The 15,162-nt window shown below is 64.2% G+C and carries 9 protein-coding genes and 1 riboswitch; of the genes, 5 read left to right on the forward strand and 4 right to left on the reverse strand.

Annotated elements, in window-relative coordinates; translation table 11 throughout:
- Positions 1-62 precede the first annotated feature (62 nt).
- Together EC912_RS15910 and EC912_RS15915 are read right to left on the reverse strand one after the other, a co-directional pair.
- Complete coding sequence (locus tag EC912_RS15910) at positions 63-2,513, reverse strand: glucose/quinate/shikimate family membrane-bound PQQ-dependent dehydrogenase (protein WP_243649318.1); 2,451 nt, start codon at positions 2,511-2,513, stop codon at positions 63-65.
- Positions 2,514-2,607: 94 nt separating this feature from the next.
- Positions 2,608-4,311: an AMP-binding protein gene (locus EC912_RS15915; RefSeq protein WP_243649319.1), complete on the reverse strand. Its 1,704-nt coding sequence runs from the start codon at positions 4,309-4,311 to the stop codon at positions 2,608-2,610.
- Positions 4,312-4,480: 169 nt separating this feature from the next.
- Here EC912_RS15915 and EC912_RS15920 point away from each other — a divergent pair, with 169 nt between their 5' ends.
- On the forward strand, positions 4,481-5,161 hold the full coding sequence (locus tag EC912_RS15920) for an NAD(P)H-binding protein (protein WP_132145874.1): 681 nt from the start codon (positions 4,481-4,483) through the stop codon (positions 5,159-5,161).
- A 136-nt stretch (positions 5,162-5,297) separates the two neighbouring features.
- Here EC912_RS15920 and EC912_RS15925 read toward each other — a convergent pair whose 3' ends face one another.
- Positions 5,298-6,941 (reverse strand): methyl-accepting chemotaxis protein, encoded by a 1,644-nt coding sequence (locus EC912_RS15925; protein ID WP_132146043.1) that lies wholly within the window; start codon positions 6,939-6,941, stop codon positions 5,298-5,300.
- 98 nt (positions 6,942-7,039) lie between these two features.
- A complete protein-coding gene (locus EC912_RS15930) occupies positions 7,040-9,730 on the reverse strand; it encodes an alpha-L-rhamnosidase (RefSeq protein ID WP_132145876.1) in 2,691 nt (896 codons plus the stop codon).
- A 116-nt stretch (positions 9,731-9,846) separates the two neighbouring features.
- Between EC912_RS15930 and EC912_RS15935 the strand changes: the two genes are divergently transcribed.
- The 4 genes from EC912_RS15935 (at position 9,847) to EC912_RS15950 (ending at position 15,154) form a co-directional block, all read left to right on the forward strand.
- The gene (locus tag EC912_RS15935; protein WP_132145878.1) at positions 9,847-10,920 is read left to right on the forward strand and encodes a catalase family peroxidase; all 1,074 of its coding nucleotides are present in this window, start codon (positions 9,847-9,849) and stop codon (positions 10,918-10,920) included.
- Between the two features lie 14 nt (positions 10,921-10,934).
- The gene (locus EC912_RS15940; RefSeq protein ID WP_243649320.1) at positions 10,935-11,471 is read left to right on the forward strand and encodes a cytochrome b; all 537 of its coding nucleotides are present in this window, start codon (positions 10,935-10,937) and stop codon (positions 11,469-11,471) included.
- Between the two features lie 46 nt (positions 11,472-11,517).
- On the forward strand, positions 11,518-12,078 hold the full coding sequence (locus tag EC912_RS15945; protein ID WP_132145882.1) for a DUF2501 domain-containing protein: 561 nt from the start codon (positions 11,518-11,520) through the stop codon (positions 12,076-12,078).
- A 186-nt stretch (positions 12,079-12,264) separates the two neighbouring features.
- A riboswitch (cobalamin riboswitch) is annotated at positions 12,265-12,476 on the forward strand.
- A gap of 320 nt (positions 12,477-12,796) precedes the next feature.
- A complete protein-coding gene (locus EC912_RS15950; RefSeq protein WP_243649330.1) occupies positions 12,797-15,154 on the forward strand; it encodes a ribonucleoside-diphosphate reductase subunit alpha in 2,358 nt (785 codons plus the stop codon).
- Positions 15,155-15,162: the final 8 nt, after the last annotated feature.

Raw genomic sequence — 15,162 nt, forward strand, 5'->3', positions numbered from 1 at the left:
CGGATGCCGGGGTACCCTGAAAAATGGCGAGGTCGCATGTATGCGACCTCGCCAGATCGCCATCAATCCGGCAACGAATACGCAATCACCGTATCGCCCTGCTTCGTACCCAGCGAGCCATGACCGCCCGCGGTAACGAGCACATACTGCTTGCCGTTCTTATCCGCGTAAGTCATCGGCGTCGCTTGACCACCGGCTGGCAGACGCGCCTCCCAAAGCTTGCGGCCCGTACGCACGTCATAGCCGCGCACGTAGTAGTCGAGCGTGCCGGACAGGAAGGTCACGCCGCCGGCCGTCGTCACCATGCCACCCAGGCTGGGGACGCCAAGCGGCATCGGGATCGGCAGCGGCGCGCTGTCGACGATCGTGCCGTTCTTATGCTGCCACGCGGTACGACCCGTCTGCAGATCGACGCCCGCGACATAGCCCCACGGCGGCGCCTGGCAGGGAATGCCCAGCGGCGAGAGGAACGCGGACAGTTCGATGGCGTAAGGAATGCCTTTGGTGTCCTTGATGCCATTGGTCTCGCTGGTAGCCATCTTCACTTCCATCTTCGCGAGTTCTTCCTTGGGAATCAGGCGCGACTGGAAAGCCATGTAGCTGGGGTTGATCAGCATCAGCTGCCGGTTGGGATCGACCGAAATGCCGCCCCAGTCGAACACGCCGAAGTTACCCGGGAATACCAGGGAACCCTGCAGCGACGGCGGAGTGAACATGCCGTCGTAGCGCAGCGAACGGAAGCGCACGCGGCACCACAGCTGGTCGAGGGGATTCGTGCCCCACATGTCCGCTTCGTTGACCGTCGGCGGAATGAAGTTCAGTGCGGACAACGGCTGCGTCGGCGCCGTGTGATCGCCAGCGACCGCACCTTGCGGACGAGGCACCTCGGTGATCGGGAAGATCGGCGTACCGTCGCGACGATCCAGCACGTAGACGCTGCCCTGCTTGGTCGAAGCCAGCACGGCGGGCTTTACGCCGTCCGCTGTCTTGAGGTCCATCAGGGTCGGCTGACCGCCCACGTCCATGTCCCACAGATCGTGGTGCGTGAACTGGTAGTTCCACTTCAGCTTGCCGGTGGCGATATCCAGCGCGACAACGCCGGCACCGAACTTCTCCGACGTCGGCGTGCGACCGCCGCCGAACTGATCCGGCGTCTGGTTGCCCATCGGCAGATAGACCATGCCCAGCGTTTCGTCGACGCTGAAGAGCGACCAGACATTCGGCGAATTGCGCGTATAGACCTTGCCGGCCGCGATCGGCGCGGTTTCGTCGGGATTGCCCGGATCGAAGTTCCACACCAGATGTCCGTCGTGCACATCGTAAGCGCGGATCACGCCCGACGGTTCGTCGGTCGAATAGTTATCCGTGACATGGCCGCCGATGATCACGAGGTTGCGCGTCACCGCCGGCGGCGACGTGGAGTAATAGCCGCCGGGATTGAACGGACCGATATTGGAGTGCATGTCGACCGTGCCGTGGTCGCCGAAGTCCTCGCACGGCGTACCGGTATCGGCATTCAGCGCAATCAGGCGGGCGTCGGCCGTGGGCAGGAACAGGCGGCGCGGGCAGCTATTGGCGACAGGCGTGCCAGCGGCGGATGCGGGCGTCGCCGCACTGGCGGAAGCCGCGGGTGCTGGCGGCATCGCGGCGTACTTGTCGTCGTCGTGATATGCCACGCCACGGCAGGTCATGTGTTCCCAGTGCTTGAACCCGATCGGGCTCTGGAGCTTCGGATCGAACTCCCAGCGCTTCTGGCCGGTCGCCGCATCCATGGCAAGCACGCGGCTATGCGGCGTGCAGATATAGACCGTGTCGCCGATCTTCAGCGGCGTATTTTCGCTGGTGGTTTCGGTCGGATCGTCCGGACCGACCTTGTCGCCGGTTTCGATCTGCCAGGCGACCTTCAGCTTCGAAACATTGTCCGGGGTGATCTGGGTCAGCGGCGAGTAGCGCTGGCCATACGGCGTGCCGCCGTAATCGGTCCAGTCGCCCGCGGCCTTGGCCTGCTGGTCGGCCTGCGGTCCCGTCACGTCGTCCATCGACAGTTCGCCGGGCCGGTCGTGATTGGTGTGCAGCAGGCCAGCGATACCGACAGCGGCGGCCACGAGGACGGCGATCCACAACGGAAGGACGCCGGAGCGTGGCGTCGACGGCGCGTCCAGCGCGCCGCGTACGCGCACCAGACCACGACGAACCCATGGGGTCAGCAGCCACAGGCCCAGTACGAACCAGACCCAGACGCGCGGCATCAATTGCCACCAGTCGAACTTCACCTCGATCACGGCCCATACGGTCGTGCCCAGCAGCAGCAAGGCGAAAACCCATAAGGCGGCGGTTCGACGAATGATGAGGAGCGCCGCGACGACCAACGTCGCGATACCCGCAATCAGGTAATACCAGGAGCCGCCGAGCGTCGCCAGCCGGATGCCGCCAAGAAACAGGGCGGCGCCGAACAGGGCGAAGATGACGGCGGTAATGAGTGTGACCGGACGGAAGCGCGATGCTCGTTTCACGGCTTGGCCTTTTCGTAAAGACAGAAAATGGTACGCCCCATTACCTTCCATGGATACTAAAATGTTGCGGCGCATCACGCGTCGCCAGCCCTTGCTACAAGGTCGATGCGTTCGCGTGAACGTCCGGTGATGTCTGACCCAGTTCCGCCACCATGGATTCCCGCATGAGGTATTTCTGGACCTTGCCGGTCACCGTCATCGGAAACGCGTCCACGAAGCGGACGTAGTGCGGCACCTTGAAGTAGGCAAGGTTATGCCGGCAATAGTCCTGGATGGCCGCGACGGTGGTGGTCGCGCCGTCGCGCAGACGGATCCAGGCGCAGACCTGCTCGCCGAACTTCTCGTCGGGTACGCCGAAGACCTGCACGTCCTGTACGTCCGGGTGCCCGTAGAGGAACTCCTCGATCTCGCGCGGAGAAATGTTCTCGCCTCCACGGATGATCATGTCTTTCAGGCGCCCCACGATCGTGCAATACCCCTCGTCGTCCAGAACGGCCAGGTCGCCCGTATGCATCCAGCGCGCGGCATCGATCGCGACAGCCGTGCTCTCCTCGTCGCCCCAATAGCCGCGCATGACCGAATAGCCGCGGGTCAGCAGTTCGCCATGCGTGCCCCGGGGCACGACGTGACCGGCCTCGTCGACGAGCTTCACTTCCACATGCGGATGAATGCGCCCTACCGTCGCGACCCGGCGATCCAGCGGGTCGTCGGGGACGGTCTGGAAACTGACGGGACTGGTTTCGGTCATGCCATAGGCGATGGTGACTTCGGCCATGTGCATATCCCGCACCACCCGACGCATCACTTCGATGGGGCACGGCGAGCCCGCCATGATGCCGGTGCGCAGCGACGACAGATCGAATTCGTGGAAGCGCGGGTGTTCGAGTTCGGCGATGAACATCGTCGGCACGCCATGCAGACCCGTGCAGCGCTCTTCGGCCACCGTTTCCAGCGTGGCGAGCGCATCGAAACCTTCGCCCGGAATCACCATGCACGCGCCATGCGTCACGCAGACGAGATTGCCCAGCACCATGCCGAAGCAGTGGTAGAACGGCACGGGAATGCAAAGCCGGTCCTGCTCGGTCAGCCGCATGGCCTCGCCGATGAAATACCCGTTGTTGACGATGTTGTGGTGGGTCAGCGTCGCACCCTTCGGCGCGCCGGTCGTTCCCGAGGTGAACTGGATATTCACCGGATCGTCGAACGAGAGCGTCGCTTCGATCTCGCGCAGTCGCTTCATCGCGGCGGCATCGCCGGCAAGGTCGGACCATCGATGCGTACCTGATTCGACATCGTCGTCGAGCAGGATCACGTGGCGCAGGTCGGGCAGTGCTGCCGCGGACAGTTCGCCGGATGCCGCATGGGCAAGTTCGGGCGCAAGCCCGGACAGCAGCTTCAGATAGTGCGAGGCCTTGAACGCACGCGGCAGGATCAGCGCGCGGCAGCCGACTTTGTTCAACGAATAGGATAGTTCGTGCGAGCGATACGCTGGATTGATATTGACCAGGATCAGACCCGCTTTCGGCGCGGCGAACTGGGCGACGACCCACTCGGCGCAGTTGGGCGCCCAGATGCCTACCCGATCGCCAGGCTCCAGCCCGAGGGCCAGCAGACCGGAGGCCACGCGCTCCACTTCCGCGAGAAATTGCCGGTACGTCCAGCGGATGCCCTGTTGACGTACGACCAGTGCCGGACGGTCCGGCCATACACCGGCCATGCGATCGAGCAAGGCGCCGACCGTCTCGCCAAGCAAGGGCGTTGCACTCGCGCCGTGGACATAGCTTGCCGCGTGATCCAAACCCGTGGTCTCCGCATGAAGAATGGCCCGAGCATAATCCAGCCATCGGTACGCACGCGACGCGCCCGGCCGCCGACAGCATGTCTCAACCACCGATGGGCCCTTTACGCTAGTGTGGAACGCACGGTCATCCATCCGGATGGCCCCCAACGATCCCGGAAAGCGAACCATGTCGAAGCAACTCAATGTCCTTGTCTTCGGCGCGACCGGCATGGTCGGCCAGGGCGTCCTGCGCGAATGCCTGCTCGACCGGGACGTCGCGAAAGTCGCTGCCGTGGGCCGTACACCCACGGGGAAGAGCGATGCGAAGTTCGCCGATATCGTTGTGACGGACATGACGAACTATGCCAGCGTCGAGGATCGGCTGACCGGCTACGACGCCTGCTTCTTCTGCCTTGGCGTGTCGTCTGTCGGGATGAACGAAGAGACGTACACGAAGCTCACTTACGACCTGACGATGGCCGCCGCGACCACGCTGGCGAGACTGAATCCGGACATGACCTTCGTCTACGTGACGGGTGCGGGAACCGACAGCACGGAGAAAGGGCAAAGCATGTGGGCGCGCGTGAAGGGGCGCACCGAGAATGCGCTGCTCGCGCTACCGTTCCGCGCCGCATACATGTTCCGCCCCGGCGGTATCGAGCCCATGAATGGGGAAGTCCCCAAGACCGCCAGCGTTCGCTGGATCTATTACCTGATGCGTCCGGTGTTCCCGCTGCTGACGAAAATGCTGCCGAAATACATCACGACGACGGAGCGCATGGGGCGGGCGATGCTGAAAGTGGCGCGGGATGGCAATGCGACTCACATCGTCGATATCGACGATATCAATCGGCTGGGGCTGATGTAGACAGCTTCGTCTTCGCTTCGTAGGCTTTCGCGCGCAGGCGCGCTCTCACAGGAAGCAGGAGCCGCCTCGCGGTGTTCTTGATTTCTGTGGGAGCGCGCCTGCGCGCGAAAGCCTACAAAGCGAAGAAGCAAAAACCTCAAGCCTCAGCCAACTCCCCAAAGCTCATATCGTGAGCATGGTCGATAACGCGCTTCACCTCGTGCGACACATCGTCGACCACGAAAAACGCAATCTGCTCGCTCAGCACGACAGCCTGATCCTGCATCGACTTGGCGGCCGCGGCGGCCTCCTCGACCAGTGCCGCGTTCTCCTGCGTCACCTGATCGATCTGCGCGATCGCGATGTTCACCTGATCGACGCCCGCCGACTGTTCCTGACTGGCCGCCGCGATTTCGGCGACGATGTCCGTCACCTTCTTTACGCTGGCAACGATACCGGTCAGCGCCTCGGCCGATTGCTTCACCAGTGCGCTGCCGACTTCGACACGCTCGCCGCTTTCCGCGATCAGACGCTTGATATCGCGCGATGCCGCCGCGCTCGACTGGGCCAGTCGCCGCACTTCCGCCGCCACGACCGCGAAACCGCGCCCTTGCTCGCCGGCACGCGCCGCTTCGACAGCCGCATTCAGCGCCAGCAGGTTGGTCTGGAACGCGATCTCGTCGATCAGGCTCACGATGTCGCCAATGCGCCGGCTGGAATCGCCGATGTCGGTCATCGCAACCATGGCCTGAGCGGCCACGTCGCCGCCACGCTCCGCCTGGACCTGCGCACCGCGGGACAGACGATCGGCCTGACCCGCGTTCTCGGCGTTCTGCTTCACCGTCGCCGTCATCTCTTCCATCGAGGCCGCCGTCTCTTCAAGACTCGACGCCTGCTCCTGCGTGCGACGCGACAGATCGTCGTTGCCGCGCGACAACTGCAGCGCCGTGGTCGACACCACATGGGCGCCCTGCTGTACTTCCGCCACGATGGTGGCCAGCCGTCCGCGCATGCGATCCAGCGATTCCAGCAGACTGCCCTGCTCGAAACCCTTGCGACCGTCGTCGCGCAGATCGCCATCCGCGATGCGCCCCGCGATCGTCACGGCGTGGGCGGGTTCGCCGCCAATGGTGTCGCGAATGCTTTGCATCGAAAACCACACCACCAGCATGACCAGCAGCGCGATCACACCGGATCGTTCCAGACTGGCGATGAGATCCGTGCGGAATTCCGCATCGATGTCGACGAAGTACGCACCCGAGATGAAGTGCATATCCCAGGGCTTGTACCACTCCGAATAACTGATCTTGTCGCGTTGCTCGTTGGTCTTGGGTATCAGCTGCGTATAGCGGGTCAGCCCGTGGCCTTCCTTCGCGTCCGCATCGAGCATCGCCACGTAGTGATGAAACCCCTTGGCGTCGGCGTCGTCGCGGATGCTCGACCCGACCTGCTCCGCGCGCAGCGGATGCATCAGCAGCTTCACGTCCGAATCGAAGGCGAAGACGTAACCGGTGCCGTCGTCCCAGCGCATCGCGCCGATGGCGTGCAATGCCTGTTTGCGCGCCTCCGCATCGGTCATCTCGCCCTTGACGGCGCGCTGGCGGAAGTCGTCCGCTATGGCGGTCGCCGACTGCACCTGGTTCTGCAGCGAGTCCGCCAGGGTGCGCATCTGGGTGGTGCGCCCCTGCACCACCGAGACCACACTCAACGTCACCAGACCGACCACGACCATCGTCATGACCAGCCAGACACGCGTATTAAGCGTCGTGCGACCGAACCAACCGCGAATACCGGACAACATTGTCATACCCCGAGAACTGCATGTCGGAGACCGAATGGCCCCGTTCCGGTTTTAGCGGCTCTTGCCCGGGAAACTTTACGAGGTAAATGTGAAGGCGTTCACAAAGAACTCACGATGCGATGCACGCCCGAGCCCATCCGCGCGCAAAAGTCCGCGTCGCACCGCTCCGGGACAAGCGTCGTCCCATTGACGCGCCAAGGGGAACCCTGCCCGGCGGGGAGGCGCACGAGGGCGGTAGCGCCGACCGGCACGCGCAGATCGACGGTCAGGCCGCCAGGCTCTCGCTGCCAGGCCACTGCCACGTCGCCATAAGGCGTTCTCGTTTTCGCTTCCGCCCTGTCGAGCCAGGCGACGAGGGCCGGCCGGACTTCGATCCGCTCCCAGCCGGGCGAAAGCGGCCGCAGTCCGGCGACGTCCTCGTAAAGCCAGTCGTCGATCGTGCCCAGGAAATAGTGGCCGCGAGACCGCGACGCCAGTTTCCAGTGCTCCCACAGACTGGTCGCGCCGTTGGCCTTCCAGAATCCCCAGCTGGGGAAGGTCGTCTGCGTGGCGACCGACCACGCCACATCGGCATGACCGGTCGCGGTCAGCACCGGCAGGATGATCTTCGTGGCCAGCGCACCGGTATCCAGATGGTTGTCGCGTGCTTTGACGTCCGCGACCAGCCCGTTCGCTATGCGCTCGCGCTGGTCGTCCGGCGCGAGACCGAAGGCCAGTGCCAGCAACTGATGTGCCTGCCGATAGCCCTTGTCGCCCGTGCCGCGATAGCGTCCGGCCACCTTGTCGTAGAACGTGGAGTTAAAGGCGGTGCGAACGCGAGCCGCCATACCGTCGAATGCCGTCGCCGCCGCCTTGTCGCCAAGCGCGCGCTCGATATCGCCCATCGCACGCGCCATGCGATAGAGATACGCCGTCGCCGCCACGCGCTTGTCTTCCGGCGCGTTCTCGCCGCCGGGGTCGGTTTCGGGGCTTACCCAGTCGCCGAGTTCGGTATCGGCGATACCGCCCGGCGAACGCGCGTCCTCCATGCGCACGTACTTCGCCATGCCTTCCACATGGTCGGCCAGCACGCGCCGGTCGCCGCGATACATATAAAGAGACCATGGCACGAGCACGTATGCCGCGTGCCAGGTCGGCGCGCGCACTTTACCCCAGCCGGGATTAGGCGCGATCAGCAGCGGTGCGCCGTCCGCGCTCCGGGTGTCCTCGATGTCCTGTACCCACTTGGCCAGCAATGCGCCCGCATCGAAATTGCGCAGGAACATATCCGCGCCGAGCATCCCGTCGCCGGTCCAGCCGTTCTTCTCGTACATCGGCGTATCGGTGGGGATGCCGTGGAGATTGTTGAGCATCGTGTCGACCGCGGCGGTGTGTATCCAGTTCAGCAGCTCGTTCGAGCTTTCGAAATGGCCGGTACGTTCGACATCGGTGTGGACGACCTGTGCCGTCACGGCGTCCGTCGACGGTCGACCCTTCGGCCAGCCATCGACCTGCACATAACGAAAGCCCTTGTACGAGAAACGGGGATGCCAGCGCTCGATGCCTCGTCCGGCGAGCGTGAACCGGTCGGTCTGGAAGCCATTCCCGAAGTAATGGTGTTCGTCGCGCGCATCCACCGTACCGTCGGGCAGCAGTTTCTCGCCGTAAACGGCGGTAAGCGTCGTTCCCGCGGGTGCCTGCGCCGCGAACGTCGCCCAGCCGGCGATCACGCGCGGGAAGGCGAATACATAGGTGCCGGGCTTTGGTTCGGTGACCGCGATAGCGCGCAGCGTATCCAGGACGCGAATCGGCGGCTGCGACTGCGCGACGAGTTTTCCCTTCGGTGCGTCGACTTCCACTGCGTCGCGCCACGCCGCGTCGTCGAAACCGACGGCGTCGTAACCTACCTGCGCTTTGCGTGCGTCGTAAGTTTCACCGCCGTAGAGATCGTCCAGCAACGTCGGACCGTCCGCGAGCCGCCAACTGCGATCGGTGACGACGTCCTGCGTGTGTCCGTCGGTATAGGTCAGGCGCAATACGGCACGTACGCGCGGCTCGCCATGCCAGGGCGCACGCTCCCAATGCCAGACGTTCGGGTTGGTCATGCCGTAGAAGCCCCGCCCCAGCTCCATGGCCATGACGTTCTCGCCGGCATGCAGCCGTTGCGTCACGTCGGTGGCGGTGTACTGGACGCGCTTGCCGTAATCGGTGAAACCGGGCGACAGCACCGCATCGCTTGCGGGCACGCCATCGATCGAGACGTCCGCGTAGCCACCCGCCGCAACGTACAGTGCCGCATGCCTTAGTCCGCCATCCACACGAAAGGATTTGCGCAGCAGCGGCGCGGCCGTCGAGCCGCCGTCGCCCTTGCCGATCCAGCGCGATACGCCCCAGTCGTCGAGGCCGGTATCGAAATACGACGCCACGGTAGCGGTGCCCGCCGAGGTTTCGACGGTCGCATCCCAGTAATAGCGTGTCGCGGGTTTCAGCACCGGACCGGCGTATTCGTGACCGTAGGGGTTGGGCGAAACCACGCGCCCGCTATCCCATACGTTGCCGGGGCGATGACTGTCCGTGCTCACCCGAAGGCGCCAGGCGATCTGCACGGTGTCGTTGGGAGCCTCTTCGACGAACCACGAAAAACGCGGTTGCGCCACGTCGGTCATCGGCGTATCGGTGTATTCCACACGCGGATGCGTCAGGGTAACGGCCTGCGCCGTGGACAACGCCGAAAGCGCCAGCGCCGCGAAGACGCGCGAAACCACAGGATTGTGCATGAAACCCCAGCCGTGACCGCCGATGCCGCGCATCGGCTAACCCGTCGATCCTAGCGGCGGGGCTCGGCCACGGGAAAGGCCGTGGGTCACGAAAGCAAATACGGCCCTCGCCGGTCAATTGAAGGTCATCTCACGCGGAGCCTTGCGCAATGCCTATCCAAACGCCGTCCAGACCTCCGCTCGATCCGCGACAACGCGCGCTGCGCTTCGCCGCGATAGGCGGCGTCGCGATCGTCGCGGTAGCGGCTTTCGGTTACGTCGGGGGATGGCTGGCACCGCATCGACTCACGCCCGAACGCATCGTCGATGCGCTCCAGCACAACGGCGGCGACCATCCCGGTTTCCGGCGCAACCACGCCAAAGGCGTTTGCGTGACAGGCGTATTCGAAGGCAGCGGTGCCGCGGCAAACCTGTCGAAGGCCAGCGTCTTCGAACAAGGCCAGCAGACACCCGTACTGGGACGCCTCGCCCTGCCCGGCGGCAATCCCTATGCACCCGACGGCAGCATTCCGATCCGTAGCTTCGCGCTGCGTCTCGCGCTACCGGACGGACAGCAGTGGCGCACGGGCATGAACGCCATGCCGGTCTTCCCGGTATCCACGCCCCAGGCGTTCTACGATCAGCAACTGGCCACCGCGGCGGACCCTTCCACGGGTAAACCCGATCCGCGAAAGGTCGCCGCGTTCTTCGCGGCCCACCCCGAGACCAAGCCATTCCTTACCTGGGTGAAGACCGCCAAGCCGTCCGCCAGCTACGCGACGGAGGCTTATTCGTCCATCAACTCCTTCTACTTCGTCGACGGCAAGGGCGATAAGCAGGCGGTCCGCTGGGCGCTGATTCCCGAGGCTACCGACGCCGCCCCCGGCCCGGCAGGCGATCCGGATTACCTCGCCGCCGACCTTGTCAGGCGTCTGGCCGCCGGTCCATTGCGCTGGCATCTGCTGGTGACACTGGCCGCCCCAGGCGACGCGATCGACGATGCCGCGCAGGCGTGGTCGCCCGACCACAAGCAGATCGACGCCGGCACGCTCACCGTGCAGGCGACCGAACCCCAGGACAGTGGCCCCTGCCGCGACGTCAACTACGACCCATTGGTGCTGCCCGCCGGCATCGAGGGTTCGAACGACCCGCTGCTCGCGGCGCGCTCGGCCGCTTACGCCGATTCGTATCGTCGACGGACGACCGAGGAAGCCCGTGGCCTGACGAAGGAGAGCGCACGATGAACACCCGGGCCGACATGTTCCATCCGCTCGCCCGCGCGCTGCACTGGCTGATGGCGATCTTGATCCTGTCCATGCTGTTCATCGGCGCGGGCATGGTCGCGTCGGTGTCCGAACGGCACGAAACGCTGATCCGCATCCACAAGCCGCTGGGTATCGCGATTCTTATCCTCGCGATCCTGCGTATCGCCATCCGCCTCCGCCACCGTCCGCCGCCGCTGCCCGCCGACCTGCCCTTGTGGCAGAAAATCGCCGCCTACGGATCGCACCTGTTGTTGTATGCACTGATGGTCGCGATGCCGCTGATCGGCTGGGCGATGGTGTCGGCCAGCGGCGAGCCGGTGATGCTGAGCGCGTCGCTGCGGCTGCCGTCCATCCTGTCCGCGAACCCGGTCGCTTTCGCCTGGCTGCGCGCCGCGCACGGGTATCTTGCCTACCTGCTGTTCCTGACCGTCGTCGTGCATGTCAGCGCCGCGCTCTATCACGGCCTGATCCGCCGGGATGGGGTGTTGCGATCCATGACCGGTCCCGCGCGGCCGGACACATCCGGCTAACGTTCGCGGAGTTACTTATGGGCTCCCTTGAAGCAGGAGCTCCACCATGAAACCGTCCAGCCGCCTGTCGTGCCTTGCCTTTGCGCTCGTCCTGGCCACCGGCTCCGCGTCGGCCCAGAACCTCGATCAACTGAAGGGCATGGTGGGCGGAAACTCCGCCTCGTCACTGACCTCCGGTAGCGCGACCAATGCGGCGGGCATCATCCAGTACTGCCTGAAGAACAACTTCCTGGGCGGCGACAGCGGCGCCTCGTCCGTGAAGGACAAGCTCCTGGGCTCCGTCACGGGCGATACGAAAGCCGCCGGCAACGACAGCGGTTCCGGCTCGGCGACCGACAAACTTATGGGCAAATACGGCATCGGCGGCAAGTCGTCTTCGTCGTCGGCCACGAAGGACAAGGGCTATACCGATGGCGCCAACGGCATCCTGAAGACGGGCGACGGGAAGAGCGTCGACCTGGGATCGTTGGGTAGCGGCAGCACCAAGGGCCTTAGCCTTGGCTCGCTTGGCGGCGGCTCCAGCTCGGGCGGCGACCTGAAGCAGCAGCTGACCCAGAAGGTCTGCGACAAGGTGCTGTCGCAGGGTAAGTCGATGATCGGGATGTAACAGACCCGACGAGGCGGCGCGGGACGACCCACGCCATGCCGAAAAAACCGGTCGAAAATACTTGAGATTTTCGACCGGTTCTGGGCCTTTCCCGCCCGTGAAACCATTGAAAAATTCGTTCCGAAGCCCAATCAATGACATAGGCCAAACACACTACATCTTGTGTTGACCTGACTGTCCCCCGCCTATATCGTGTGCCTCGTTGGTGTCCGTCCAGACGCGGCTGTCGGTCGGACTTAAAAGGGAATCCCGGTGTAAATCCGGAACTGCCCCGCAGCGGTAAGTGGGAACGATCCTGTCAATGCACTGGTCCTCAGGGGGCTGGGAAGCGACAGGTAGGCGGATCGAAAGGTCCATGCCCACGAAGTCCGAAGACCTGCCAGCGACCGCCGCCTGATCGGCGACGGTAGTGGTGACGACCTCCGCGGGGAGGGACGTCGCGGCGCGGAGCTCCCAGGGGTGTCCGCCCTCGACCTGTCCGCGAAGCTCACCCGGTTACTCGCCCTGCGCGTGGGAGCAGGCAAGCTTTCCTGGCCATGGGGCAAGCCTAAAAATGACAACAACAATGGATTCCTCCGCGCGCGAGCGCACCGCATCGCCGGCCGACGCCGCAGCGATTCCTTCCAGCAACGACAAGGCTCCGGCTGCCGGTTACAAAACCAGCGCCGAGCGTCCCGCACCGGACTTCACCCTGACTCCTCCGCACAACCCCGGCCAGATGCGCGTTACCAAGCGCAACGGTGGCCATGAAACCGTCGACGTCAACAAGATCGTGCGCGCGGTGACTCGCAGCGCCGACGGCCTCTTCGCCGTCGACCCAATGCGTGTCGCCCTCAAGACCATCGGTGGTCTGTACGACGGCGCCACCACGCAGGAACTCGACCAGTTGTCGATCCGCACCTCGGCCGCGCTCACCGCCGAGGAGCCGGAATACGGCCAGCTTGCCGCGCGTCTGTTGTCGGCGTTCGTCGACAAGGAAGTGTCGGGCCAGGAGATCCAGTCGTTCTCGCAGTCGATCCTGCGCGGTCATGAACTTGGCATCCTGAACGACCGCCTGCGCGACTTCGTCGCGATCAACTCGCGCAAGCTCAACGACGCCATCGACACGCACGCCTCGCGCCGCTTCGAATACTTCGGCCTGCGCACGGTGTACGACCGTTATCTTCTGCGCCATCCGCAGAAGCGCACCGTGATCGAAACGCCGCAGTACTTCTTCATGCGCATCGCGTGCGCGCTGGGCGGCAACGACATCGGCGAAACGCTGGAGCTGTACAAGCTGCTGTCGTCGCTGGAATACCTCGCCAGCTCGCCCACGCTGTTCAATGCCGGCACCGCGCACGAGCAGCTGTCTTCGTGCTTCCTGCTCGATTCGCCGCTGGACGCGCTGGAAAGCATCTACCAGAAGTACGGCGATGTCGCGCAGCTGTCCAAGTTCGCCGGCGGCATCGGTCTGGCGTACTCGCGCATCCGTTCGCGCGGTTCGCTGATCAAGGGCACCAACGGTCATTCGAACGGCCTCGTGCCGTGGTTGAAGACCCTCGACGCTTCCGTCGCCGCCGTGAACCAGGGTGGCAAGCGCAAGGGCGCCGCATGCGTTTACCTGGAATCGTGGCACGCGGATATCGAGGAATTCCTCGAGCTGCGCGAGAACACCGGCGACGATGCGCGCCGCACGCATAACCTCAATCTCGCCAACTGGGTTCCTGACCTTTTCATGCGTCGCGTCGAAACCGATGGTGACTGGTCGCTGTTCGACCCGAAGATCGTGCCGCACTTCGTCGACACGTGGGGCGAGACGTTCGACGCCGCGTACGCGAAAGCCGAGGCCGATGGCCTCGCCGTGAAGACGGTGAAGGCACGCGAGCTTTACGCCCGCATGCTGCGTTCGCTGGCCCAGACCGGCAACGGCTGGATGACGTTCAAGGATCGCTCGAACGCCACCAGCAACCAGACCGCGAAGCCAGAAAACGTCATCCACCTGTCGAACCTGTGCACCGAGATTCTGGAAGTCACGTCGGCCGACGAAACGGCCGTATGCAACCTGGGCTCGATCAACCTGTCGCGCCATGTTGTCGACGGTCAATTCGATTACGAGAAGCTCGCCTCCACGGTGCGTATCGCCGTGCGCCAGCTCGACCGCGTCATCGACCTGAACTTCTATCCGATCTCCACCGCGAAGACGGCGAACGTGAAGTGGCGCCCGGTCGGCCTCGGCGTGATGGGCCTGCAGGACGTCTTCTTCAAGCTGCGCCTGCCGTTCGATTCGGCCGAAGCGCTCGCGCTGTCGACCCGCATCGCCGAAGAGATCTATTTCAACGCGCTGACGATGTCGAACGAGATCGCCGAACGCGAAGGCGCGCATCCGGGCTTCTCCGAAACGCGCGCCGCCAACGGCGACATGCAGTTCGACTACTGGCCGCAGGCCAAGCCGAATGGCAAGGACGACCGCTGGACCGCACTGCGCGAAAAGATCAAGGCACACGGTCTGCGCAACTCGCTGCTGATCGCCATCGCGCCGACCGCGACCATCGCGTCCATCGCCGGTTGCTACGAGTGCATCGAGCCGCAGGTGTCGAACCTGTTCAAGCGCGAAACGCTGTCGGGCGACTTCCTGGTGGTGAACCGCTACCTCGTCGAAGAACTGAAGACGCTGGGCCTGTGGACCGCCGATGTGCGTGACGCGATCAAGCTCGCCGAAGGTTCGGTGCAGGGCATCGCATCGATTCCCGCCGCGCTGCGCGAGGTGTATCGCACCACGTGGGAACTGCCGCAGAAGGCCCTCATCGACCTCGCCGCCGCACGCGGCGCGTACATCGACCAGAGCCAGTCGCTGAACCTGTTCATGGAAAACCCGAACATCGGGCAGCTGTCGTCCATGTACATGTACGCATGGAAGTCGGGCATCAAGACGACGTATTACCTGCGTTCCCGTCCGGCCACGCGCATCCAGAAGACCACGGTATCGTCCGGCGCCGCCGTCGCACCGGTCGCACCCGTCGTCGATGCACAGGAAGAAGCCACGGCCGCGGTGTTCTGCTCGCTCGAAAACCCCGAGTACTGCGAAGCCTGCCAGTAAGGTTCCAT

This window comes from Luteibacter rhizovicinus, assembly GCF_004342265.1.
In the GTDB taxonomy this organism is placed as follows: Bacteria; Pseudomonadota; Gammaproteobacteria; order Xanthomonadales; family Rhodanobacteraceae; genus Luteibacter; species Luteibacter rhizovicinus_B.